General features: G+C 42.7%; 22 protein-coding genes and 1 tRNA gene. 17 read left to right on the top strand and 6 right to left on the bottom strand.

The features are described from left to right. Positions 1-218 precede the first annotated feature (218 nt). The 3 genes from ACSLP7_RS12355 to ACSLP7_RS12365 are packed head-to-tail and all read left to right on the top strand — an operon-like array spanning position 219 to position 3,947. Positions 219-2,339 (top strand): sigma 54-interacting transcriptional regulator, encoded by a 2,121-nt coding sequence (locus tag ACSLP7_RS12355; RefSeq protein ID WP_435579582.1) that lies wholly within the window; start codon positions 219-221, stop codon positions 2,337-2,339. A gap of 4 nt (positions 2,340-2,343) precedes the next feature. Then, positions 2,344-3,357 (top strand): nucleoside hydrolase, encoded by a 1,014-nt coding sequence (locus ACSLP7_RS12360; protein WP_435579583.1) that lies wholly within the window; start codon positions 2,344-2,346, stop codon positions 3,355-3,357. Between the two features lie 11 nt (positions 3,358-3,368). Continuing rightward, positions 3,369-3,947: a hypothetical protein gene (locus tag ACSLP7_RS12365; protein WP_435579584.1), complete on the top strand. Its 579-nt coding sequence runs from the start codon at positions 3,369-3,371 to the stop codon at positions 3,945-3,947. Positions 3,948-4,254: 307 nt separating this feature from the next. On the opposite strand, the gene ACSLP7_RS12370 is transcribed toward ACSLP7_RS12365, so the two are convergent. Continuing rightward, positions 4,255-4,328 (bottom strand) — tRNA-Arg (locus ACSLP7_RS12370). Between the two features lie 63 nt (positions 4,329-4,391). Between ACSLP7_RS12370 and ACSLP7_RS12375 the strand changes: the two genes are divergently transcribed. Beyond that, positions 4,392-4,904 carry an adenine phosphoribosyltransferase gene (locus tag ACSLP7_RS12375; RefSeq protein WP_435579585.1) on the top strand — a complete coding sequence of 171 codons (513 nt, stop codon included), beginning with the start codon at positions 4,392-4,394 and terminating at the stop codon, positions 4,902-4,904. On the opposite strand, the gene ACSLP7_RS12380 is transcribed toward ACSLP7_RS12375, so the two are convergent. Genes ACSLP7_RS12380 through ACSLP7_RS12390 form a run of 3 tightly spaced genes read right to left on the bottom strand, consistent with a single transcriptional unit; the run spans position 4,901 to position 7,890 of the window. Next, the gene (locus ACSLP7_RS12380) at positions 4,901-5,050 is read right to left on the bottom strand and encodes an SsrA-binding protein (RefSeq protein WP_435579586.1); all 150 of its coding nucleotides are present in this window, start codon (positions 5,048-5,050) and stop codon (positions 4,901-4,903) included. The two genes, ACSLP7_RS12375 and ACSLP7_RS12380, sit on opposite strands and share 4 nt — an antisense overlap. A gap of 60 nt (positions 5,051-5,110) precedes the next feature. Then, entirely contained in the window at positions 5,111-7,528 is a 2,418-nt protein-coding gene (locus ACSLP7_RS12385; protein WP_435579587.1) for a M56 family metallopeptidase, read from the bottom strand. Continuing rightward, entirely contained in the window at positions 7,528-7,890 is a 363-nt protein-coding gene (locus ACSLP7_RS12390) for a BlaI/MecI/CopY family transcriptional regulator (RefSeq protein WP_435579588.1), read from the bottom strand. The genes ACSLP7_RS12385 and ACSLP7_RS12390 overlap by 1 nt, the downstream gene beginning before the upstream one ends. 159 nt (positions 7,891-8,049) lie before the next feature. On the opposite strand from ACSLP7_RS12390, the gene ACSLP7_RS12395 reads away from it, so the two are divergent. Continuing rightward, entirely contained in the window at positions 8,050-8,997 is a 948-nt protein-coding gene (locus ACSLP7_RS12395; protein WP_435579589.1) for a calcium/sodium antiporter, read from the top strand. 59 nt (positions 8,998-9,056) lie between these two features. On the opposite strand, the gene ACSLP7_RS12400 is transcribed toward ACSLP7_RS12395, so the two are convergent. Next, positions 9,057-10,067, bottom strand: a complete 1,011-nt coding sequence (locus ACSLP7_RS12400) for a glutamine synthetase beta-grasp domain-containing protein (protein WP_435579590.1) — start codon at positions 10,065-10,067, stop codon at positions 9,057-9,059. A gap of 188 nt (positions 10,068-10,255) precedes the next feature. Between ACSLP7_RS12400 and ACSLP7_RS12405 the strand changes: the two genes are divergently transcribed. The 12 genes from ACSLP7_RS12405 (at position 10,256) to ACSLP7_RS12460 (ending at position 24,146) form a co-directional block, all read left to right on the top strand. Beyond that, positions 10,256-12,439 carry a glutamine synthetase III gene (locus ACSLP7_RS12405; protein ID WP_435579591.1) on the top strand — a complete coding sequence of 728 codons (2,184 nt, stop codon included), beginning with the start codon at positions 10,256-10,258 and terminating at the stop codon, positions 12,437-12,439. 503 nt (positions 12,440-12,942) lie between these two features. Then, positions 12,943-14,094, top strand: a complete 1,152-nt coding sequence (locus ACSLP7_RS12410; RefSeq protein ID WP_435579592.1) for a hypothetical protein — start codon at positions 12,943-12,945, stop codon at positions 14,092-14,094. 115 nt (positions 14,095-14,209) lie between these two features. Next, a complete protein-coding gene (locus ACSLP7_RS12415; RefSeq protein ID WP_435579593.1) occupies positions 14,210-15,466 on the top strand; it encodes a hypothetical protein in 1,257 nt (418 codons plus the stop codon). A gap of 113 nt (positions 15,467-15,579) precedes the next feature. Next, positions 15,580-16,074: a hypothetical protein gene (locus tag ACSLP7_RS12420; protein WP_435579594.1), complete on the top strand. Its 495-nt coding sequence runs from the start codon at positions 15,580-15,582 to the stop codon at positions 16,072-16,074. A 3-nt stretch (positions 16,075-16,077) separates the two neighbouring features. After that, complete coding sequence (locus tag ACSLP7_RS12425) at positions 16,078-16,857, top strand: CsgE family curli-type amyloid fiber assembly protein (RefSeq protein WP_435579595.1); 780 nt, start codon at positions 16,078-16,080, stop codon at positions 16,855-16,857. A 9-nt stretch (positions 16,858-16,866) separates the two neighbouring features. After that, positions 16,867-17,259, top strand: a complete 393-nt coding sequence (locus ACSLP7_RS12430; RefSeq protein ID WP_435579596.1) for a curli production assembly/transport component CsgF — start codon at positions 16,867-16,869, stop codon at positions 17,257-17,259. Between the two features lie 11 nt (positions 17,260-17,270). Then, positions 17,271-18,689 carry a CsgG/HfaB family protein gene (locus tag ACSLP7_RS12435; protein ID WP_435579597.1) on the top strand — a complete coding sequence of 473 codons (1,419 nt, stop codon included), beginning with the start codon at positions 17,271-17,273 and terminating at the stop codon, positions 18,687-18,689. A 10-nt stretch (positions 18,690-18,699) separates the two neighbouring features. After that, on the top strand, positions 18,700-20,208 hold the full coding sequence (locus ACSLP7_RS12440; RefSeq protein ID WP_435579598.1) for a carboxypeptidase regulatory-like domain-containing protein: 1,509 nt from the start codon (positions 18,700-18,702) through the stop codon (positions 20,206-20,208). 65 nt (positions 20,209-20,273) lie between these two features. Then, on the top strand, positions 20,274-21,455 hold the full coding sequence (locus ACSLP7_RS12445) for an AIR synthase related protein (protein WP_435579599.1): 1,182 nt from the start codon (positions 20,274-20,276) through the stop codon (positions 21,453-21,455). Positions 21,456-21,487: 32 nt separating this feature from the next. After that, positions 21,488-22,564 carry a peptide chain release factor 1 gene (gene prfA, locus ACSLP7_RS12450; RefSeq protein WP_435579600.1) on the top strand — a complete coding sequence of 359 codons (1,077 nt, stop codon included), beginning with the start codon at positions 21,488-21,490 and terminating at the stop codon, positions 22,562-22,564. After that, positions 22,565-23,383, top strand: a complete 819-nt coding sequence (gene pyrF / locus ACSLP7_RS12455) for an orotidine-5'-phosphate decarboxylase (RefSeq protein WP_435579601.1) — start codon at positions 22,565-22,567, stop codon at positions 23,381-23,383. After that, on the top strand, positions 23,373-24,146 hold the full coding sequence (locus tag ACSLP7_RS12460; protein WP_435579602.1) for an ABC transporter substrate-binding protein: 774 nt from the start codon (positions 23,373-23,375) through the stop codon (positions 24,144-24,146). The genes pyrF and ACSLP7_RS12460 overlap by 11 nt, the downstream gene beginning before the upstream one ends. Before the next feature lie 299 nt (positions 24,147-24,445). On the opposite strand, the gene ACSLP7_RS12465 is transcribed toward ACSLP7_RS12460, so the two are convergent. After that, positions 24,446-25,150 carry a DUF4197 domain-containing protein gene (locus tag ACSLP7_RS12465; protein ID WP_435579603.1) on the bottom strand — a complete coding sequence of 235 codons (705 nt, stop codon included), beginning with the start codon at positions 25,148-25,150 and terminating at the stop codon, positions 24,446-24,448. Between the last annotated feature and the right edge of the window lie 43 nt (positions 25,151-25,193).

Consider the following 25,193-nt stretch of genomic DNA (forward strand, 5'->3'; position numbering starts at 1 on the left):
ATGCAGTTAAACCTGCGAGTGATTTTTTGATAAAGTCTTTACGTTTCATTGTTATGTTTTTGTTTGCTCAGTATTAGGCTATTCTTGTGCCAAAAATGTAAAATGCTGTAATACAGGTGTTTAAAGTCAAATATCAAATAGATTCATTTCTCTATTTTTAGAAAATTCTATTATTTGAGAAATTTTAGTTGTATTTTAACAGTCCAAATTCTAGTGCAATGGGACAATTTGAGCAGCAAAGCCAAGTGATGGATTGGCAGATAGAAAACCTGCCTTTAAAGATCATGTGGATGGATCAGGAAGGGGCAATCGTTTACGCGAACGCCAAGTTTTGTGAGCGTTTAGGCTATAAACAGTCGGAAGCTTTGTCTCTGAACATTTTTGATATTAACCCCAGCGCCACAGCTGAAAGTTGGAAAGAACACTGGAAAGAGGTCAAGAAGAAAAAGGTGCACACCTTTAAGTCGGTCCATCAAACTAAGAAGGGGAAATACTACGATGTGGAAGTTTTTGCGCAGTTTTTCTCAAATAATGGAAAAGAAATTATTTGTGCGATTGTAAATGAGATTACGGAATCTAGCTTCTATAAAAACCTTCTTAAACACTCAGAACGCTTGAATGCCATTGGTGGATGGAAGCTCAATCTTCAAGACGGCTCCATAATTGTCACTGAAGAGGCTCATCGCATATTTGATACTGACAATAATGAAGATTTCTTGCCTGGGAATGTGATTCATCGTTTTGAGGATCATGATAAACTTAAAGCCCTGTTGCACGGAGTTATGCGCAAGGCGATTAGTTTTGATGAGGTATTCTCGCTAAAAACGAAAGACGGGAGCGCCAAATTTATTCGTTGTGTTGCTGAGCCAGTGGTTAAACGTAGTAAGATTTATAAGGTCATTGGAACTTATCAAGATGTAACAGACGATGTCGAGAAACAGCAACAACTCGAGACTTTTAAGTACATTATTGATAATACCAAGGACTATATTTATTTGAGGGATGATGACTACCAGTTCAAGTACGCCAATAAGTCAATGGTAAAAGGTTTAGGAGAATCCAGTGCCGAGCACTTAAAAAATGGTTTTGAGTACTTCCCCAACTATGACAGGGCATGGATTAAGGAAACGTATAAAAACATTATGCGCGATGGTGTTTTTGAGTTTGTCAATGAATATACTAATGACAAAGGCCGAACCTATTATTTTGATTTTACGGGTCTTAAAGTGGAGTATATGCACGAAGAGTTGGCCTGTATTATTTGCAGAGACATAAGTGATATCAAAATCGCCGAAAAAGAATTGAAAATCGCCCTTAATGAATTATCCGAGCTAAAGGATGAACTAGAAATAGACAACCAATACCTGCGTGAAGAGATCAGCAGTAAACTCAACCTAGACAATATTATTTGTCAAAGTGAGGAGTACCGCCGCGTGTTGGAACAAGTGACTCAAGTTGCCGTGACCGATACCACTGTACTAATTACTGGAGAGTCTGGAACGGGTAAGGAACTGCTCGCCTCCGCTGTACACTTAAATTCCAAGCGTACCGAACGCGCTTTGATCAAAGTGAATTGCGCCACCTTACCTAAAGAATTAATAGAAAGTGAACTCTTTGGACACAAGAAGGGTGCGTTCACCGGCGCTGTGCAAGACAAGTTGGGAAAGTTTAGTTTGGCAGACGGAGGAACGATCTTTTTGGATGAAATCGGAGAGGTGCCTCTTGATCTGCAGGCCAAACTTCTCAGAGTCTTGCAGGAAGGAGAATTTGATCAGCTGGGGGCCACAAGGACATCAAAAGTGGATGTTCGGGTCATAGCCGCGACCAACCGCGATCTGGAAGAAATGGTTAAAAACGGCAGCTTTCGAGAAGATCTGTATTATCGCTTGAACGTGTTTCCTATTCACAACATTCCCTTGCGAGAACGCAAATCAGATATACCGCTCTTGGCGCAGTTCTTTTTAGAACGCTATGCGGCTAAGGCGGGGAAGAATTTCAGTCGCCTGTCTAAAAAGACTATAGCCTTGCTGATGGATTACAATTTTCCAGGGAACATTCGGGAGTTGGAGAATCTTATTGAAAGAGCAGTGATCACAGAGCAAGGCCCAACTTTGAAACCTGGCTCTTGGATCCCATTAGTCAAAGGGAAGCTAGGAGTGGAAGAGTTTAAATCTTTAGAAGCTACTCAGCGCGAGTACATCATTCGGGTCCTTGATCATACGGGTTGGCGGGTAAGCGGTCCCAAAGGCGCCGCACGCATTCTGGATATGAAGGATAAGACCCTCTTTGCTCGGATGAAAAAACTGGGAATAGAAAAGCAGGTGAGTTTAAAAAAGTAGACCGATGAGGACTGAAAACAAAATAGTAGTTTGGATTCTAAATGTACTGCTTGTCTGTTTTATTACAGGTTGTAAGCAAGAGGCGAACCCAAAGGTTCAATTGATCTTCGATACCGACTTTGGGGGTGATGCTGATGATCTTGGAGCACTAGCCATGTTGAATCATTTTCACAATAAACAAGAGGCTGAGCTAATGGCAGTCATGTGTTGGAATTTGGAACAGTTCGCAGTTCCGGCCATAGATGCGGTGAATACCTATTACGGAAACCCCGACATTCCCATTGGACTCCGAGCCGGTGATTTTCACAGAACACCTTGGCAACACACCAAAGTGCTCGCAGACAGCTTACCTCATGATGCTGCCGCGGCAAACATGCCCGAAGCAACGGCGCTTTACAGAGAATTGCTCAGTAAAAGTGACGATCAAAGTGTGATCATTATTACTGTCGGGCCATTGGCCAATATCATGAACTTGATGCAATCCGAGCCGGATGCGTATTCCGAGATGAATGGGATGCAATTAATTGAAGCTAAAGTCAAAGAGTTTGTAATCATGGGTGGTAATTTTCCAACTAGTAAGGATGAATGGAACTTTAACGGCAATATCCCTGGAGTGACCAAATTTGTGCTTGACAACTTAACAACGACCGTCACCTTTTCTGGGGCCGAATTGGGCGCTGAAATACGCACGGGGACCGTTTTCAATGATTTGCCAAAGGATTCTCCACTCTATTTGGGCTTCTATCACTTTAGTCAATACGCCCCTTGGATGAACCATCAGTTTGAGGGGGCTATCTTTGACAATGCTACCTTTGATCAAACTGCTGTGCTTTATGCGGTTCGAGGAGGAGTAGGGGAATATTGGGATCGAGTTGTTGGCGGTAAATGTATGGCAGATAATTCCGGAGGAAATACTTGGGTAGATTCTGCTGATTCCAATCAGTCTTATTTAAAACTTAAAATGCCTTTGACAGAGGTTGAATCTCAGTTTGAACGTTTTATGCTTGGTGACTTTTAAATGTTGATATAATGATCGTTCTTCTGATCTTTCTAATAGGCTTCTGTTTATTTGCTGTGGCGTTTCAACTGGCCCGACGAGCCGCATCCACCAATGCTCAAGTTGCTGCTTTAGGGGAGCGAATGCTAGAGAAGAAAGAGCGGCAATACGCAGAAAGTAAGTTGTTTTCTAGCTTAAGAGTGGCTGTGAATAAAGGTGATAAAATACGTGCCTTTTGGATCGTTTTTCCTTTGATATTGCTCAAATCCGCAGCTTTTTACTTCATTGGCTATATTTTGATCCTTCCTATTTTATTACTGATCCAAGGAGTGATGATGGGCAGTTTGTTTGTTGCCTATCAAAAACGGTATTGGTCTACAATTTTATTTATAAAGGTAACTTATTGGCAGTTGGTCAGTCACTTGATTCTCGCCGCCTATGGTTTTTTGCTGGGAGTAAATTGGATCTTTGAGGTAAATTGGTTTGAGAACATCGAGCTACTTTGGCTAACACAGCTTTACGGTTATATCGTGTTGTCCATCATATGGGCAGTGGTGGCAGCTTATTTTGAGGCGATGATGCTCATCAAGGACCGTTCTGAAGTTAATTGATTTTGGGCGCCTAGTGAAGTAGCGCGGAGCGCACTTCACCACCGCGCTTTCGCTACTCGCTTTTGCTTTGCAAAGAGCTTAGACATACCGCTCAATCGCGGGCGCGGGGTTTGGTGGATGGTGAGGGAGGGGCTTAATTATAAAAGAAGGATTCTTTGCTGCGCAAAGTTCCTTTGCGTTCGTAGTCTAAATGGAAAGCTCAAAACCTCTGGTTTTGACTTTTCTATTTCCACTTCGGTTTCGAAGCGAGCTTCAAACCTCGTGAAAACAAAAAAGCGCAACTAATGTTGCGCTTTCCATTCTTAAGTGACCTCGGCAGGATTCAAACCTGCAACCTCTTGAGCCGTAATCAAGTGCACTATTCAGTTATGCTACGAGGCCGTTATTGGGGTGCAAATATATTTCTTTTTAAATTTACCACAAAGCCAAATATTTAAAAAATTCATGGATCTCAACCAGTTTATTCGCGTAGTACCAGACTTTCCAAAACCGGGAATTAGTTTTAAAGACATAACTCCTTTATTGTTAGATGCTCAGGCCAGAGAAGTTTGTTTAAAGCAATTAGTGGCGCCTTTAAAAGATTTAAGAGCTACCAAAGTTGTTGGGGTAGAAGCGCGTGGGTTTTTCTTTGGAATGGCCATAGCTCGTGAGTTGGGAATTGGGTTTGTTCCCGTGCGAAAACCAGGAAAGTTACCCTTTGAGACTGTTGCTCAGTCTTATGATTTGGAATACGGCACAGATACCTTAGAGATCCACAGTGATGCAATAAAGCCTGGAGATCGTGTTATACTGCATGATGATGTTTTGGCCACAGGAGGCACAGCAGCTGCCAGTTGTGAACTCATTCAAAAATTAGGGGGAAAAGTAGTGGCCTGTAGTTTTTTAATGGAGCTGAGTTTCTTAAACGGGCATGAAAAACTTTCTGGTCAGACTGTTCACCGCGTACTGTCTTATTAATCCAAAGCTTTTTTGGTGACCCAAGCGCGATAGCCTATTAAGGCCAGCTGCCATTTTTTTGCTTTAGCAATATCCAGACCTTTTTTAGTCATGCTGGGTAGAACGGCCTTGTTGATCTTTGCGAGTGTTTTGTAGAAGTTCGCCATGGAGTAAATATAAAAAAAGCCCCGAACTCGGTCGGGGCTTCGTCTAATTGTCTTTAAGACTTAGTATTCTAAGTGAATATCGTCAATTCCGTCATTCTCTCCAGAAACCTGGGTTGAGGAACGACTTCCTTTGTTATTGTCCAAGGTGATCTTAATACCTGTGATCTCACCAGCAGCATTGCGTCTTACACGCTTGTAGGTGAAGCTTACGCCTTCTGCGGCTAGTTCTTTTTTGATCTGCTCTAACTCAGCATCCGTGGTGTTTTTGGTAATGTATACATCAGAAACACCATAACCAGAAACTGTGGCTGTAGTTCTGCTGTTGGTTCGTCTTGCATAGCCACTAGTACGTCTGCCGTTTACAGTAGTAGATGTTCTTGCTAAAGCGCGTTGCTCGGCGGCTAAAGCCTTTTCGCGAGCTTTAAGTTCAGCAACCCTAGCTTCCATTTCTGCACGTTGGGTATCACTCATAGCTGCCAATTCGGCTTCACGAGCTTCGCGTAGCGCTTTCATTTCTGCCTTGCGGGCTTCCATTTCTGCCTTGCGGGCTAACTTTCGGGCTTCCATTTCTGCCTTACGTGCTTCCAAAGCAGCTTTACGCGCTTCTAAGCGCGCATCGGCACGGTTGCCTCCAGACATGCTGCTCATACTACCGTCCTCTCCAAAGATCAACACAATATCGTCTATGGCTTTGTCGTCGTTATTGATGGAGTAGTGGCCAGAGTTTCCAGCGCGACTGTAGCTAATTTCAATCTGAGAGATCATGCCATCTGCATTGTAATTGAGCTGCTTTACCACTAATTCAATATCATAATTCTCGCTGAGGTAGGCGATCTTCTCGTCTAATTCTGCACGCGTCATATTGGCGGTGATCATCACTTTTACTTCGCTCAATCCGGCCGCAGTAGTATTGGACGTAACGGCATCTTCAAATTTAGCGAGACCATGAACCACGATCAATCCGTCAGGTCCTGTTTGACCATAGGTTGCCATGGCTTCTTCTGGCTCAAAGAATTCAATAGGTCCTTTTGCCGTTAGGATCTTCCCTTCCGGTAAATCTTCACTTTTCCAAGGTTTTTCATTGATGATGAATAAATAATTAGGTGTTGACTCTTTATCGTTTAACGTGAAAGAGGTACTGACAATTTTTGTGTCACCGATCACAGAAGCAGTCTGATTACTAGTGCTTGTTGTTTCTGCGGACTCTTTTTTAGGAAACGTTTTATCTAATTGCGCTTCAATTTCCGGATCAAATATAGACAGCCCTTCTTCGTTGACCACTATATAATCTTGGCGGTCTGGGTCTGGGTGTTCAATCAAGATCTCGGGCCCTTCCTTGAAGCTAATCAAGCGTGCTATAACGGCTTCCTCGGTGCGCTCGTCAACTAGTTTGCCACCGCCACTATTACTTTGTGGGAAGTTCACTTCCATTTGATAAGCGGTCAAGGTATTGTCTATCCACTTTTCTTTACTGAACTCAATGGTTACCTCGGGGTGGTTGTTAGTAAAATAGGCTTCAACCGCCTCAATATCGGCCTGAGTTGAGAATTTGTCAATTAAAAAGGATGGAGTCACTGCGGTAGCTTCTTCATTTTCTAGATAGGCAACTTCTGTATTCACATTGAAGCTGTACATAAACCCGACCAACAAGGGCAGGATTAACAAAAGGCGCCACTTTTTGATCTTGCGGCTTTGATTTGCATTTAACATAACTATTCGATTTTTGATGAATGATTGATAGAATGAATTGCTTAACGCAAGGTGCTGGGCGCCTGTAGAGGCCTTTACCAACGCCAATTGATAAGCGGTTTTTGATGGAACTTCACGCACCGTTTGCTGGTCTGCGATGTATTCCAGATTTTGAATGATTGATTTTTTATACAGCCAAGCCACTGGGTTTAGCCAATGAACAATGGTCAAAAGATTACTCAAGAGCACATCCACGGAATGCCATCCTTGAGCATGGGCACGTTCGTGCTGCAGGATCATCTCCAGTTCTTCTGCGCTGTGTAATTCTGGATTGTAGACTAAAAATTTAAAGAAGCTGAATGGCGCAATATTCTGGGTGGTCTTTACATAGTAAAAATCGTTATGCTTCTTGTAGTGCCCTTGTTTTAAGACGCGTAACAAGGACCAGCTTTGATATCCAAATCGAATCAGTCCAGCCAAACAACCAATTAAATAAAGAATTATGGCCAATAGGGCCCAATTAAAAGACTCGACTTGAACCGCAGCAACTTGTTCTGTTATTGCTACAGGAGTTCCTGTGAAGGTCGTCACAGGTACTAACTCTGGCGCGGGTAAATAAACCGTTTGAGTAAATTCTATTAGCGGTAAAACTAAAGCCGCTAAGATTCCAGACACCAAATACTGGCGGTTAGCGATAAACCAGGTGTGTCTGCGCAGTGCAATCCAATAGACCACATAAAAAAGCCCTAGGATGCTCGCCGATTTTAGCAGGTAGTAGAACAGTTCCATTAGTCTTCTTTTTGGTTTTCGATGATATCTAGGATTTCTTTAAGTTCGGCGGCGCTGATCTTTTCTTTTTTGGCAAAGAAGCTTACCATATTCTTGAAGCTGCTATCAAAATAGCGTTCACTAGCCAGACTCATAAAGGTGTCGGTATAGGCCTCCTTACTTACCAGTGGGAAATACTGATGGGTTTTTCCAAAGGCTTGATGTCCTATATATCCCTTCTCTTCTAAATTGCGAACAATTGTTGATACTGTATTGTAGTGATTGTTGTGATCCAGTTCTGCAAGAATCTCTTTTACAAAAGCTTTTTTAAGCTTCCAAAGCGCTTGCATGATCGCTTCTTCTTTATTGGTGAGTCTTTCCATAATACCTTGTGCTTGATTGATGAATCAAATCTATAACTATTTTTCTAGTTATACAACTACGATTATAGTTAAATATTGTTTAAAGGATAAAAAATTCCCTGTTTTTGGTCATTGTTCGTCCTTTATTATTGTAGTATCTTCGTCGCATACTTTAAGTGAATGAGTGTACTGTATATCCTCTTAGGGTTTACGCTGTTGGTAGTAGGGGGCGAGTATTTGGTCCGATCTTCCGTAGCCCTTTCCTTTAAATTGAAACTTTCCAAGATGGTCATCGGGCTTACCGTAGTGAGCTTTGCAACATCTGCGCCTGAACTTTTGGTCAGTCTTCAAGCGGCTTTGGATGGACACTCAGACATCTCTTTGGGGAACGTGATCGGTTCCAACATTGCCAATATAGGTTTGGTGCTCGGAGTAACTGCCGTGATCATGCCGCTAGCCATAGACAAAGACTTCTACAAATTCAATTGGCCCGTAATGATGCTGCTCAGTGGAGCGCTCTACCTCTTTTTGCTAAATGACAAAGTAATCTCCTTTTGGGAGGGCATTATGTTGATCAGTGCATTAGTAGTGTATTTGTATTTGCTGATCCGCCGTGCGCGTTTGCGTGCTAAGAGTGAAGGAGAGGGGAGTGTAAATGGCGCTCTGGCCATGACCTCTGGCGTAAAAATCGTAATCTGGCTTCTTATTGGAGGCGTTGCTCTTTGGGGTGGAAGTGAACTTTTGGTCAAAGGAGCTGTGGACATTGCCACTTATTTTGGAATCAGCGAACGCGTCATCGCCGTGACTATGATCGCTATCGGGACCTCAGTGCCAGAACTGGCAGCTTCAGTTATCGCTGCACTTAAAAAAGAGAAAGCAATTTCTTTGGGAAACCTGATTGGTTCCAATATTTTCAACATCGCTTCGGTCTTAGGGCTTACCGCAATTATTCAACCCATTGGACTGAATGACCCTAAGGTACTGACAGCGGACATCTTTTGGATGTTAGCTTTTGCAGGGGTCTTGATACCTCTTGCTTTTATTCCAAAGCGCTTTGTCTTTGCGCGTTATAAGGGGTTGCTTTTAGTGATCGGTTACGCCGTCTTTATTGCCTTAGCTTTTATATAAAAAAAAGCGCCTGAGTGAACAGACGCTTTTTAGAGTAAGTAGGGATGTTAATCTTCGGATTAAACCTCTGCAGACTTAACCGTCTTAATAATTCTTCCTGCGATCTTGTATGGATCTCCGTTCGATGCTGGACGACGATCTTCCAACCATCCTTTCCATCCTTTTTCCACAGTAATAATAGGAATACGGATAGAAGCACCACGGTCAGAGATTCCGTAGCTAAAGTCTTTGATCGATGCAGTCTCGTGCAATCCAGTCAAACGTTGATCGTTAAATTCACCATACACATCAATGTGCTCTTTAGTCACTGGACGGAAGGCTTCACAGATCTTTTCATATACTTCTTGAGAACCACAAGTACGCAAAGTGGTGTTTGAGAAGTTAGCGTGCATACCAGAACCGTTCCAGTCACCTTTTACTGGTTTTGGGTGGTATTCAATATAGTAGTCGTATTGTTCAGTAAGACGATCCAATAAGTAGCGAGCTACCCAAATCTCGTCTCCAGCTTTCTTAGCTCCTTTGGCAAACAATTGGAATTCCCACTGACCAGAAGCAACCTCTTGGTTGATTCCTTCAAAGTTCAATCCGGCATCGATACACAGGTTAGCGTGCTCTTCAACAAAGTCACGTCCGTGAGTGTTCTTACCTCCAACAGAACAGTAGTACATTCCTTGAGGTCCAGGGTATCCACCAATTGGGAATCCTAGAGGAAGTTGTGTATGCTTGTCCATAATGAAGTACTCCTGCTCAAATCCAAACCAGAAGTCGTTATCGTCATCATCAATAGTAGCGCGCGCATTAGACTCATGTGGAGTTCCATCCGCATTCAATACTTCTGTCATAACCAGGTACCCGTCTCTACGCGCAGGATCTGGATAAATTGCTACGGGTTTCAACAAACAGTCAGATGAGTTACCCTCCGCTTGCTTGGTAGAAGAGCCGTCAAAAGACCAAATAGGACAATCTTCCAGATTTCCACTGAAATCGTCTACTACTTTAGTCTTGCTTCGCATGTTTTGGGTGGGAAAATAACCGTCCAACCAAATGTACTCTAGTTTAGATTTACTCATAATATATAGCTTCAATATTAAATGAACGATGCAAAAGTAATATTCTTTAATGAACCGCTAAAGAAATAGGGGGTAAGTTTTCAACAAAATTGATTATTTTGTTGATACCCCCTCAATTTTAGGGGGTCATTTTATTTTAATCGTAGTTTTGACTGCTTTAAATTGTATTTTTGTCAAAAATCAGACCTATGGCACAGATCAGATTCAATGCTTTGCAAACCGCACTTCAGCGCAACACTATTAAGGTAGAAGAAACAGGGCGCCGCTCCGAACTCTTTGCTAAACATGTATTTAATGATGCGGCCATGCGTCAGTATCTAACATCAGACGCTTATCAGACTATTCAAGCAGCTATAGAAAAGGGAGATAAGATCGATCGTCAAACGGCAGGTCATATTGCGGCTGGGATGAAAGAGTGGGCCATATCCAAAGGAGCAACACATTATACGCATTGGTTCCAGCCCTTAACAGGATCAACTGCGGAGAAACACGATGCCTTTTTTGAAACCCAGGCTGACGGTACGGTTATCGAAAAGCTCGGGGCCAGTCAATTGGTGCAACAAGAACCCGATGCGAGTAGTTTTCCGCATGGTGGAATAAGAAATACTTTTGAGGCCAGAGGCTATACTGCCTGGGACCCGACCTCTCCGGCATTTGTCTATGGAACTACCCTCTGCGTGCCGACGGTGTTTGTATCCTATACCGGAGAAGCCTTAGATTATAAAACACCTTTACTTAGAGCGCTCCAAGCCGTTGATGCTGCGGCAACCTCAGTAGCTCGTTATTTTGATAAGAATGTCAGTAAGGTCAATGCCACGTTAGGTTGGGAGCAAGAATACTTTTTGATCGATGCAGCCTTAGCGGCATCAAGACCGGATATCATGTTGGCGGGCCGTACCTTATTAGGTCATGCATCTGCTAAAGGACAGCAATTGGACGATCATTATTTTGGATCGATCCCATCGCGGGCCTTGAACTTTATGCGCGAATTGGAACATGAATGCATGCTTTTAGGTGTTCCAGTAAAAACACGTCACAATGAGGTGGCGCCTAATCAATTTGAGTTGGCTCCTATATTTGAAGAAGCCAATCTGGCAGTAGATCACAACTCCTTATTAATGGATGTTATGGACAAGGTGGCTAAGCGTCATCATTTTAAGGTCTTATTTCATGAAAAACCTTTTGCAGGTATTAACGGCTCGGGAAAACACAATAACTGGTCGTTGCAAACCAATACTGGTGTCAATCTGCTCAGCCCTGGAAGCACGCCGATGAAGAACTTGCAGTTCCTCACCTTCTTTATTAATACGATTAAGGCCGTGAATACTCATGAAGCGCTTTTGCGCGCTTCAATAGCCAGTGCAGGGAATGATCATAGGCTGGGAGCCAATGAAGCGCCTCCTGCTATAATCTCTGTTTTTATAGGTTCACAGCTTACGGCAGTGCTTGATGAACTTGAAAAAGTAACCAGCGGTAAATTGTCTCCGCAGGAAAAAACAGAACTCAAACTCAATGTAGTAGGGAAGATCCCAGAGATCTTATTGGACAACACGGACCGAAACAGAACTTCTCCTTTTGCCTTTACCGGGAATAAATTTGAATTCCGAGCAGTGGGTAGCAGCGCCAACTGCGCAAACTCCATGACCGTGCTCAATGCGATTGTTGCTAAACAGCTTCAAGACTTTAAAGTTGAGGTGGATGCCCTTATTGATAATAAGGGAATGAAAAAGGACGATGCGATCTTTAATGTCCTTAGAGAATATATTAAGGACGCCAAGCGCATTCGATTTGAAGGCGATGGTTATGGAGAAGCCTGGGAGAAGGAAGCTAAAAAACGCAAACTCTCAAATGCCAAGAATACTCCAGAAGCGCTCAAGGCTAAAATTAGCGATTCAAGCGTAGCTCTTTTTGAGTCTTTAGGGATACTGAGTAAGACAGAAGTTGAAGCGCGGTACGAGATCGAAATGGAGGAGTATGCCTTACGTATTCAGATCGAGGCGAGAGTGCTTGGAGATATTGCCCGAAACCATGTTGTTCCTACAGCCATCAGATATCAGAATGTTTTGCTTGAGAATATTTCAGGTTTAAAAGTCGTGTACGGCAAAACCATAAACGAATATACCGAAGAACCTTTGCGCCTGCTTGAACAGATATCCGGTTATATTCGGGAGATCAATCAGGGCGTTGCCGCGATGATTGAGGCTCGGAAGCAGGCAAATGTGCGCAATGCAAGTGAAAAGGCTACGGCCTATTGTAAAACTGTACTCCCTCATATTCAATCAGTTAGAAAGAATTGTGACAAATTAGAGCTGTTGGTTGATGATCAACTTTGGCCGCTAACCAAGTACAGAGAGCTGCTTTTCACGAATTAGATAAGTAGAACTACGTAGTTCTACCTGTTGTACGAAAACGATTTCGTGCCTTTGTAGGAATTAACAAAAATTTAACATTTCAAAATATCGAAAGATATTGGTTTTTCGCCGAGAAAATTAGGTCAGAGGTCGGCATATTCTCACCCTTGCGTAGGTGTTGTCCTACAATTTAAACCTTCGAGAAAATCAACAGGATTTATCCTCTTTTTCTGACGTGGAATCTTTCCTATATTTAATCCGCAATTAAAACGAAATTCCCCATGTAGCGTGATTGCAAGACGAGAAGTCAAGCGCTACTAACATCAACACATCCCAAATGTAATTCCGGGCTGAATGTAAAAAAGCCTTGAGTTAACTTACTGAAAAACAAATGATTAAAACATCGCTAAAAAGCGTGCAAGGATACTTATTGCCAAATATTACCAAACATTTTCTCTCACGCACGAGCGATACCTTAATATTGAATACTAATTCCTAATCCTTATACTTTAAATCAAACAATTATGAAAAAAGTAATTTTAAGCGCAGCAGCACTATTGATTGGAACTGTGGGTTTTGCACAGATGAACGATAGTGACGTTTTCCAAGACGGTAATGCGAATGCCTCTGTTGTATCGCAAACAGGTCTTATGAACGTTTCTGACGTTGACCAAATCGGTGACGCCAACAACTCTGAAGTTGAGCAAAACGGTGTAGAGAACAACTCTGACGTTGATCAACTTGGAAACAACAACCAGTTCTTGACGACTCAAACTGGTACTACTAACCAGTCTACTACTTACCAAGAAGGTAACGGTAACCAAGGTGGTGGAGCAGCTACAGGTGGTTCTTTCATCTGGGGTACTCTTCAAAATGGTACTGACAACGTAGCTAACACTTCTTCTATTGGAGACGGTAACAACGCTGGTACTCGTCAGTTCGGTGAGCGTAACGACGCTAACATCGATCAGTTGGGTAACAACAACGTTGCTAACGGATCTCAGTGGGGTGTTCGTCAAACTGGTAACGACAACACTGGATCTGCAGAGCAGACTGGTAACTCTAACACCATTGACAACCTTCGTCAAGATGGAAACGACAACCAGTTCCGTATCACTCAGACAGGTGACTCGAACACTGCTTCTTCTTTGCAAGATGGTGATCGTAACCTAGGTGGTGGTTCTGCTACTGGTGACGCTCCATTTATCTGGGGTATCCGTCAGGATGGTAACGTGAACACTGCTTCTAACTCTTCAATCGGAGATGACAACAACTCTGGTACTGGACAGTTTGGAGACATGAACGTTTCTTCTATCGAGCAAGTTGGTAACTTGAACGACGCTAACGGTCCTTCATTCGGTAACTACCAAGTAGGTAACGGAAACACTGCTTACATCGGTCAGTTCGGAGACATGAACGACGCTCAAAACACTTCTTTTGGAGATGACAACAACGCTTCTGCTTCTCAGACTGGTGACGAGAACTTTAGCCGTATCTTCCAAGATGGTGACATGAACGACGCTGTTACTACTCAGGACGGATTCCAAAATGACTCTGATGTTGATCAGCTTGGAAACGACAACATGAGCACAGTTTCTCAAACTGGTACTCAGCACATGTCAGTTGTTCTTCAGCAGGGTAACGGAAACATGAGCTCTGTAACTCAAAACGACTAATTATTATTAATTGATCTTAGGTTTGATCTGCTACCCGCATTAGGCGGGTAGTAGTTCAAATCAGATTATAATTATGGTCTAAGCAGGAAACTGCTATTCCCCACATTTTATATTTATGAAAAAAGTAATTTTAAGTGCATTTGCCTTGTTGTTCGCAGCGACGTCTTTCGCCCAGATGAACAACAGTACCGTAACACAAACAGGTAATATGAATGGTTCAACAGTGAACCAGACAGGTTACATGAACGGTTCTACTGTTGATCAAGTTGGTGATGAAAACATTTCTGCTGTTGATCAGACAGGAGCTCTTAACGCAAATGATACAGACCAGCTTGGTAACAATAACGAATCTGATGTAGATCAGATTGGTGATGGTAACTCGGCGAACACGTATCAAGGTTTTGACGCAGGTGCTTCAATTAACGATGACAACTATTCTAAGATTTATCAGGAAGGAAACGACAACGAAGCTAATGTAAACCAATTTGGTGATGCTGACGGTGACGGTTCTGATGATAACTTTGCTTGGATCAGACAAGTTGGAAACGATAACACCTCTAACGTTACTCAAGAAGGTGATGACAACGATGGTAGAAACCGTCAGATCGGAAGCGATAACGAGTCAGATATTCTTCAACAAGGTGATGACAACTACGCAGGTAGTGATCAGCAAGGTGACGAGAACGACAACGATCAGACTCAAGTTGGAAACAACAACGTAGCTGAAAACGAACAATTTGGAGATAGCAATACTAATGGTATGACCCAAACTGGTAACGATAACTACGCTGGAGCTGGTCAATATGGTGACAACAACAATAGCTTTACTACACAAACCGGTAATGATAATGTTGGGTTCAACATCCAAAACGGAAACTCCAACGGAAGCCTTCAAAACCAAACTGGTGATGACAACTGGTCTGAGGTATACCAAACTGGTGACGCTAACGGATCTTTGGTTAACCAAAACGGAAACGATAACTATTCTTACGTAGAACAAATTGGTGACAACAACACTTCTGGTGTTGCCCAAGTTGGTGATGAGAATGAGTCTACTGTTTACCAAGAAGGAATGCTAAACAACAGCAGTGTTCTTCAAAACGGTTTCAGCAACGAGAGCTTCGTATCTCAAATTGGAATGGGTAACTTTAGTGATGTTAAGCAATTCGGAGATGACAACTTCAGTGATGTTGATCAGACTGGAGATCTTAACATTTCTGGTGTAATCCAAACTGGTGATCTAAACGAGAGCTACGTAACTCAAACTGGTGACAACAACACAAGTACTGTAATTCAAAATGGATTGGGTCACATGAGTGTTGTTACTCAGCTTGGAAACGGCAACTCTTCTATCGTTACTCAAAACGACTAATTAGAAGATTGAAATCCTTTATAAGGGTTTCTCCTATAAATTATAACTGGGCGTGTTTTTTAACAGAACACGCCCATTATAACGTTAATTAATTATGTAAATTAACGCTGATTATGAAAAAAGAAATTCGAATCCTATTGTTTATGCTTGTTGTCTCTATTGGAGGTATCCAGGCTCAAACCTATGCTGATGAGACTAATACTGCGCAACAGCAGGAGGTTTTGTCACAAACTCAGCAGCAAAGCACTGAGGTAGCCATTGCAGCTCAATCAAGCAATACAGTATTTATCGATCAAATTGGAGAGAACAATAATGTTCGAATAGATAACTCAGCGCTGCAAAGTAATTTTGCTATCACTCAAATTGGACAGGATAATATTGTCAATCTTCAATTGCGTGCAGACTTAATCAATCAACAAGTGGTGCAGCGAGGGACAAATCACCTGGTTAACGACTTTAGCTTAAACAGTCGTGTGCATAATTTGACCATCGTACAAGAAGGAGAAAGTCAAAACTTTGTCTTTCACGGAGGTAATAGTATTACTGAAGACATGAAGGTTTCTATGCAAGGTCAAAACCAATCCATCATCGTTCGAAGTTTTAATTAAACCATGAACTACTCAGGACAAAGACGATACTACTTATCGGTCGTCCTGATGTTATTCTCAGGGCTGACACTAGCTCAGATCTACAATAAAGAAATTGCGGCCAAGCTTGACGTATCATTCAATGACGAGTTCATTGATATAGTCGCGTCTGGAGAAAACAAAACAGCTATTGATCAATCCTTGCGTTATGTGATGTCTGGCTTTGTTCAGATGGATGACGGTAGTACCGCCAAAGAGGACAAGGAGGAACGCTTTGTTTTGTCTGCCGGTGAAAAGCGTAATTTGAACAGCATTACCCTACCCAGGAGGGATGAACGTAGAAAGATCATCCTACTTTTGATTTACGACGAGAACGACAAGATAGTTGGTAAGGACCGAGTAGTTTTCTTTGGACAAGATCAAAATGATCCTGATCTGTTCAAATTCGACACAGAAGCAGTTAAAAACGAACAAGAACTCAATGACGAACCCGACGGTATTGTTCTCACCGGTCTTGTGATTGAGAATACCAAGACCAGACCCGCTCGTGACTTTTATCGCGAATATTACGCAAACTACTTGCGTAAGAATGTAAATTCAGAGTTCATCATAACCATCGAAGAACTGCTGGCTTTAGGAACAAATACTAAGGTAGAGGTCAAAGTAGGTGAGACGCTAGTTTGGCAGTTTTTTGTAAACCCTAGAAGCGACTACATCAAAGAAATGGCCGACATTGCACTTAGTCGAACAATTAGGTACTTACAACAGCAAAAACGGGATCAAAATAACATAAAAAAATATTAGCTTTAACCCATGAGGATTTTACTAACGCTTTTACTTTTTGGGATCGCTCAATCTGTCTTTGGACAAGAGTTGGTTTATCGAGCGGTAAACCCTGCATTTGGCGGGGATACCTTCAACTACAACTGGTTGCTGAATTCGGCGAACGCGCAAAACGGTTTCAACGACCGGACGCTTCGTGAAGACCTATCCACGCTTGATGACTTTGCAGAAAGCATTAACCGACAGGTGTTGGGCCAATTAACACGAAGTTTATTCACCGCTCAATTAGGAGATGGTCTCGAAGCAGGTACCTACAGTTTTGGTACCCTAGCTCTTGAGATTTTCGATTCTGCGGAAGGCCTTGTGGTGAATATTCTCGACACTTCCACGGGTGAGCAAACCCAAATAGTCATACCTAACTAGATAAATAAGTAATGAAAACGTTACTGTCCAGGATATCCCTGTTGTCTCTTGCTGTCCTATTAAACAGCTGTGGGGCACTATTTAATCAGCCGGTAGATGTGCAATCTGCCAGATTGGGAGAGATATCTACTCAAACAACTACACTAAAGCAGTTACCAGTACCCAACGAACCCATTGTAGTGGGTGTATACAACTTCAAGGATCAAACGGGTCAATACAAGGCTGTAGAGAACGGAAGTACATTCAGTACAGCCGTTACGCAAGGAGCTACGACCATTCTTATAAAGGCCTTAGAAGATTCCAAGTGGTTCAATCCTATTGAGCGTGAGAATTTAAGTAACCTGCTCAATGAACGTAACATCATTCGCTCTACGCGTGATGATTACAGAAAGGCCAATCCTGACGCAAATATCCCTCGACTAAAACCCCTGCTGTTTGCAGGAATTCTTTTAGAAGGTGGAGTGATCTCATACGATACCAATATTTTGACCGGAGGAGCTGGAGCGCGTTATTTCGGAGCCGGAGGTTCAACCCGTTACCGTCAAGACCGTATTACGGTTTATCTGCGTGCCGTCTCTACTAGCAATGGTGCTATTTTGAAAACGGTTTATGTCTCAAAGACTATTTTATCTCAAGCCATAGATGTAAGCTTGTTCCGTTATGTGAATTTTCAACGTCTCTTAGAGGTTGAAACTGGGTTTACAAAAAATGAACCTACGCAACTCGCCGTTTCTGAGGCGATTGAAAAAGCTGTTGAAGCTTTGATCATTGAAGGTATTATGGACGGTCTTTGGCAATCTAAAGACGGTCAAGAGATAGATCAAGCATTGATCGATGATTACTTATTGGAAAAAGAGCTGGAGGCTTCCACTGGACTATACGAACGCGAGCTTGCAGCGCGCAGTGAGAAGAAGCATGTTCTCAATGTGAATGTGGGTGGTTCTTTGATCAACGGTGATTTCTCTTCTAGCGAGGTTGATGCTAACGCTAGTTTAGGTTATCAGTATAAGCTCTCAGATGCCTTTAGGGTTGGTGTGGAAGGGAGTATCCTCAGGTTAAACTCGAGCAAAGCAATTTCCAGAAGGTATTGGTTTTTAGCAGCAGATGCCAATCTACAATACAGGTTATTGCCTTATGATAAGTTTTCGCCAATTTTCTACGGAGGGGGAGGCTATATCAGTTTTGTCGATAATACGAGATCCAGGTTCTTGCAAGAGTGGGAGGGCTTCTTTAAAGTGCAGGGAGGTGCAGGGTTTGAATATACCTTGAATCCTAACTTTTCTATTATGGCTCGAGCTGGATACCACGTGACTTTCACGGACAAATTAGATGATGAGATCTTTGGATCGAGAAACGATCATTACCTCACTTTTGGAATTGGACTAAACTATCATTTTGGCGGAGGGAAAGCTCCGGAACCTACAAACTAAACAAGGACCCATGAAATTCAAGAATATATTTCGATACCTAACAATCGCTACCCTTGCTGTTCTTATAGGTTGTAGTGAAGATAAAATTGAAGATGGAGCTACTGGAACATTGACTGGATTAGTAGTTTCTAGTGGAGATAATGAGCCCTTGGCCAATGTAAAGATCTCTACACAGCCAATCACCAGTACGGTGTTTACTTCTGAGGCAGGACTTTTTGTAATTGAAAGTGTGCCGGTTGGAGACTATGCAGTTCAGGCAGAGCTAGACGGATTTGTCGTTGACTTTGAGGCAGCAGTAATTCAGACGAATCGCGAGTCTAACGTGATCTTTGAACTCAATAAAGAAGTTGTTGCAAATTCATCACCTTTTACACCTGTTCCTATTGCTCCTGCCAATAACGCAACAGACCTACCTTTAAGTTTGGACTTTGTTTGGTCGGGAGGTGATCCGGACGAGGACGATAATGTGACCTATACCATTAGTCTGCAAAATGATCAAAATGATGAGGTGTTGGAATTTCAAACGGTTACTGACACTACCTTGACCGTGAACAGCGGTTTGATCAATTCTGCGCAATATTTTTGGCAGATCAGTGCTGATGATGGTGTAAATCCGCCGGTCTTAAGTGCTATTAGTAGCTTTGAAACTTCAGCTATTCCTCAAGCAGATTTCCTCTTTGTACGCAAAATTGGAGACAATAATGTGATCTTCGGATCCGATCTAGAGGGTAACTTAATTCAGTTGACATCTGAAGCAAACAACAGTTGGCGTCCACGTAAGAACAGCGCAATTGGTAAAATTGCTTATCTGCAGAGTGTCGGAGCACAAACGCATCTATTCCTGATGAACGAGGACGGTTCTGATAAACGCCGATTGACCTTCCCAGTACCTGTGAGTGGTTTTGATCTCAATGAGATTGATTTTGCTTGGGAACCCAATGGTGCGAGTATTTTATATCCAACCTTGAGTGGCGTGCGCCGTGTGAGCAGTTCTGCGACTACCGGTGTTACGACTTCATTCTATGAACCTGCCGCGGGCATGTTGGTAACAGAAATTGCTTGGAGCCAGTTTAATGATGTTATTGCATTAAAGTTGAATGATATTGACGGATATAACGTATCTATTATTACTGTTGATATTGACGGAAATCTTCTGGATACTATTTTTGATGGCGAGCCTGGTGCTGCTGGCGGTTTAGATCTAAATATTAACGGATCCAAAGTGTTGTATTGGTACGATATCTCAGGCTTGGAATTGCCTTCTTATCTGCCGCAAGACGCTCGTGTTTTTATTTATGATATCCCTACGGCTACGGCAACTCAGATCGATAATTTTGTGACAATAGGACGTAACAACTTTGATCCGAAGTTTGGCCCTAATGAAAACAATGTTTACTACACCGATAAGGCTAGAGCTGCAACGGCTATTCCAAATATCTTTGTACATGATCTTGGAGATCCGATGGCTAATGAGACACTTTTAGAATCGAACGCATCTATGATTGATTTTGAAGAGTAAGCCCAGCCAATTGCTTTAGTAATTATAGCAATTGTGGTATTTTTGCCCTTTAAGTCAACAACACTATGAGTAAGGAGGTTTCCAAACGTTATGCAGGTCGCGGAGTGTCTGCGGCCAAAGAAGACGTTCACAATGCCATCAAGAATATTGACAAGGGCTTGTTTCCCAAGGCTTTCTGTAAAATTGTTCCCGATTACTTGACCGGGAGTGAGGACCATTGTTTGGTTATGCACGCAGACGGGGCTGGAACCAAATCTTCCTTAGCTTATATGTATTGGAAGGAGACGGGTGATCTTTCTGTCTGGAAGGGTATAGCTCAAGACGCCCTGGTGATGAATCTCGATGATTTATTATGCGTAGGAGCAACCACTGGGATTACTTTGAGTTCTACCATCGGAAGAAATAAAAATCGGATCCCAGGAGAGGTGATTGCTGCCATAATCAATGGAACTGAAGATTTGGTAAAGGAAATGGCCGACTTTGGTGTTGATATTTATCCCACAGGAGGAGAAACTGCCGATGTTGGGGATTTGGTGCGAACCATTATTGTTGATTCTACAGTAACTGCGCGTATGCGCCGTGATGAAGTGATTGACAACGGCAATATCCAAGCCGGTGATGTGATCGTAGGTTTGGCTTCTTATGGACAGGCCAATTACGAAACCGAATATAATGGAGGTATGGGCAGTAATGGCCTAACCTCTGCCAGACATGATGTGTTTGGCAAACAACTCAGTAGCAAGTATCCAGAGAGTTTTGATCCATCAGTGCCAGAAGATCTGGTGTATAGCGGTTCCAAGCTACTTACCGATGCGATTACTGACAGTCCCTTAAATGCCGGAAAGTTGGTACTGTCACCAACGCGTACCTATGCGCCTATAATCAAAAAGATATTGGAGGATGTTAAGCGCAATCACATTCACGGAATGGTGCATTGTAGTGGCGGAGCTCAAACCAAGATTTTGCATTTTGTAGATCAGTTCCATATTGTAAAGGACAATATGTTCGAGGTGCCTCCGCTCTTTAAATTGATTCAGCAAGAAAGCGGAACCGATTGGAAGGAGATGTATCAGGTCTTTAATATGGGACACCGTATGGAATTGTACGTTCCTGAGGCGGTTGCCGATCAGATCATTGCCATTTCGGAATCTTTCGGTGTCGCTGCCAAGCGCGTTGGTCGTGTAGAGGCATCTGCGGAGAAATCACTGACTATTCGCAGTGAATACGGGGAATTCCGCTATCATTAATTGTCGTAAATTTACGACCAAGTTTTGCAATTATGCTTGATAAACTCAATATAGTTAAACAGCGTTTTGACGAGGTAAGCGACCTTATTATTCAGCCGGATATCATTTCTGATCAGAAGCGGTATGTGCAGATCAATAAGGAGTACAAGGAGCTTAGCGAACTCATGAAAAAACGCAAGGAATACATAACGCTTTCGGGTAATATTTCTGAAGCCGAGGAGATCATCGCAGACGGATCTGACGACGAGATGGTTGAAATGGCTAAGATGGAACTCGATGAGGCCAAAGAGCGTCTTCCCCAATTGGAAGAGGAGATCCGTTATATGTTGATCCCTAAAGATCCAGAAGATGCCAAGAATGTTGTAGTAGAGATTCGCGCTGGAACTGGAGGAGATGAAGCGAGTATCTTTGCCGGAGATCTTTACCGCATGTACACCAAGTACTGTGAAGGAAAGGGTTGGAGCGTTTCTACGGTAGACTATAATGAAGGTACTTCAGGCGGGTTTAAAGAGGTTATTTTTGAAGTAGCCGGAGAAGATGTATACGGTACTATGAAGTTTGAAGCTGGGGTACACCGTGTACAACGCGTGCCTCAAACTGAGACCCAAGGACGCGTGCATACCAGTGCAGCAACGGTGATGGTATTGCCAGAAGCTGAAGAGTTTGATGTAGAACTGGATATGCAAGATGTTCGTATTGAGCGTACCACCTCTACCGGACCTGGAGGTCAATCGGTAAATACGACTTATTCGGCAATTAAACTTCACCACGAACCTACTGGTATCATTGTGAGTTGTCAAGACCAGAAATCACAACACAAGAACTTAGAAAAGGCGTTGAAAGTATTGCGATCTCGTCTTTATGAAGCAGAATTGGCTAAGAAGCAAGCTGCAGATTCAGAGAAGCGTAAGAGTATGGTGTCTTCTGGTGACCGCTCTGCTAAGATCCGCACCTATAATTATCCGCAAGGCCGTGTGACCGATCACCGTATTGGTCTCACTCTTTACGATCTGGGCAACATTATTGATGGTGACATCCAAAAACTTATTGATGAATTGATGTTGGCCGAGAATACTGAAAAGCTTAAAGAAAACAGCGAACTTTTTTAAATGACCAGCCAAGAACTTACCGAGCAAATACGGCTTAAAAAGTCCTTTTTATGTGTAGGACTCGATGTTGATCTCGAAAAGATTCCTCCACACCTTTTGGCTGAGGAAGATCCGATTTTTACCTTCAACAAAGCAATTATTGATGCTACAGCTGATTTGTGCGTAGGTTACAAACCCAATACCGCTTTTTACGAGGCTTACGGTTTAGATGGATGGAAAGCCCTGCAAAAGACCATTGATTATTTAAATCAAGAGTATCCGAATCACTTCACCATAGCTGATGCAAAACGCGGCGACATTGGGAATACCTCTACGCGCTATGCAAAGGCGTTCTTTGAATCCATGAATTTTGATTCTGTTACCGTTGCTCCCTATATGGGCCGCGATTCGGTGGAGCCTTTTTTACAGTTTCCGGGGAAGTTTGTGATCCTTTTAGCCTTAACTTCCAATGCTGGTGCTTTTGAGTTTCAAACCCTGCAAGTTGGTGATCAAAATGTGTATGAACAAGTCATTGAGACTTCCTTGAACTGGGAACATGCAGACCGATTGATGTATGTTGTTGGAGCTACCAAGGCAGAGCATCTTGCTGTAATTCGCAAACAGTTGCCCGAGCAATTCTTGCTGATTCCAGGTGTTGGAGCGCAGGGAGGAAGTTTGCAAGAAGTATGCAAATACGGTATGGCTCCAAATGTAGGGTTGTTGGTGAACTCTTCACGCGGAATCATCTACGCCTCTAAAGGTGAAGACTTCGCAGAAGCAGCTGCGGCAAGAGCGGCTGAACTGCAAGAGCAAATGGCCGTAATTCTAGATGCAATCTAAAGATCAATTAGGGACCACACACAGCTTTAAATCCGTGCCACAACGGATCGTTTCCTTAGTACCTTCTCAAACAGAACTCTTGGTGGATTTAGGTTTAGCCGATAAGATCGTGGGGCTCACAAAATTCTGCGTACATCCAGAGCATCTCAGAAAATCTAAAACTGTAATCGGCGGAACCAAGAATGTCAAGATTGATAAAATAGCGCAGCTTGCTCCAGATGTCATCATCGCCAATAAAGAAGAGAATACCCAAGAGATCGTAGAAACTTTGGCCGGTATAGCTCCGGTTTGGGTCAGTGATATTTACACTGTAGACGACAGCTTGGAATATATTAATGGGATGGGCGCCCTTTTTAGTAAGCAGCAAAAGGCCGATGAACTTGTAAATAGCATAACAAAGCAACGCGCAGCATTCGCTGATCATATAAAAGGTCGTAAGCGGTTAAAAGTTGCCTATCTGATTTGGAAAGGCCCCTATATGGCGGCAGGTGAAGCTACTTTTATTGGTGATCTGCTTCGCGAGAATGGTTACGATAATCTATTGCAAGATCCCGAGGGTAGATACCCAGAGGTAGACCAAGAGTTATTAACTCAAGCTGATTTAATCCTATTGAGTTCTGAGCCCTATCCCTTTAAAGAAAAAGATCGTGCAGAGTTAAGTGACCAGCTCGGTAAGCCAGTAAAATTGGTTGACGGAGAATACTTCAGTTGGTACGGCAGTCGCTTAAAGGATGCCTACACTTATTTTAGGCAGATGCGCTAACGTATTCTGAGTTTAACAAGCCTTGAATTTCTTGCAATTTGCGTTCCGCATTTTGCAGTGCTCGCTTGCTTTCTTCTTTGTCAAAGACGGCTGTCGTGTAAGCATACCGCATCCATCGCTGGTAGGAAATCTCCAGACGCCGTAGCTTACTTCTTTTTAAGGTAAATAACATAGGGGAGTGATTTTCATTAAAGTTAATTACTAATCTTTAAACTAAGCTTAATATTACCTTAAAGCTTTTTCTTAAAACTGTAAGAAAACCCCCGCTGAATTGTGGTTTTATCCGTAAAAATTAACTTTTAATCCTGAAGTGCAAAAACACGGCGCAATAAGTCAGTTGTACGCGCACCTATTTTATTTCGGATTTCTTGCTCCTCAACTGCGATCATTGTATACACGCCCTTAAGTGCCTCATTAGTAACATAATCGGTCAAATCTGGGTTCACGTCGTTGACCAAAGGGATGCTGTTGTACTTGTTGATAAGTTGCTCCCAGATTTCATCTGCACCAACACGGCTAAAGGAGTCATTGATCACGGGATTAAATTTATTGTATAGCGCTGTTTGCGTCCTATTCTGCAGATAAGTAGTCGCCGCATTGTCGGCTCCTAAAAGTATGTTCTTAGCGTCTGCAAAACTGATATCTTTCACCGCAGCCACGAAAATAGGTGTAGCTTGTTTCACAGCATCTTCTGCGGCTCTGTTAAGTGCTTTTAAGCCTTCGTCGGCTAAACTGCTTAAACCTATATCACGTAGCGCTTTATCTACTTTACGAAGCTCTTCTGGCAATAAGATCTTAACGAGCTCATTTTTATAGAATCCATCTTTGGCCGTGAGTTTGCTCACTTGTTTTTCAATACCCTGATCTAAGGCTTCTCTGAGACCGTTTCCAATTTCCTGCTCTGAGAGTTGAGGCAAACCATTGGGAAGCGAGTTTACGACTTGTTGCAGTTCTCCGCAGCTAAAAGTGATCAAGGTCAATACGAGTAAGGAAAGGCGTTTCATGAGTTTTATTTCGGTTTTGAGGGGTGTTTTTCTTAAGTGTATC

This window comes from Gilvibacter sp. (assembly GCF_965601605.1).
In the GTDB taxonomy this organism is placed as follows: domain Bacteria; phylum Bacteroidota; class Bacteroidia; order Flavobacteriales; family Flavobacteriaceae; genus Gilvibacter.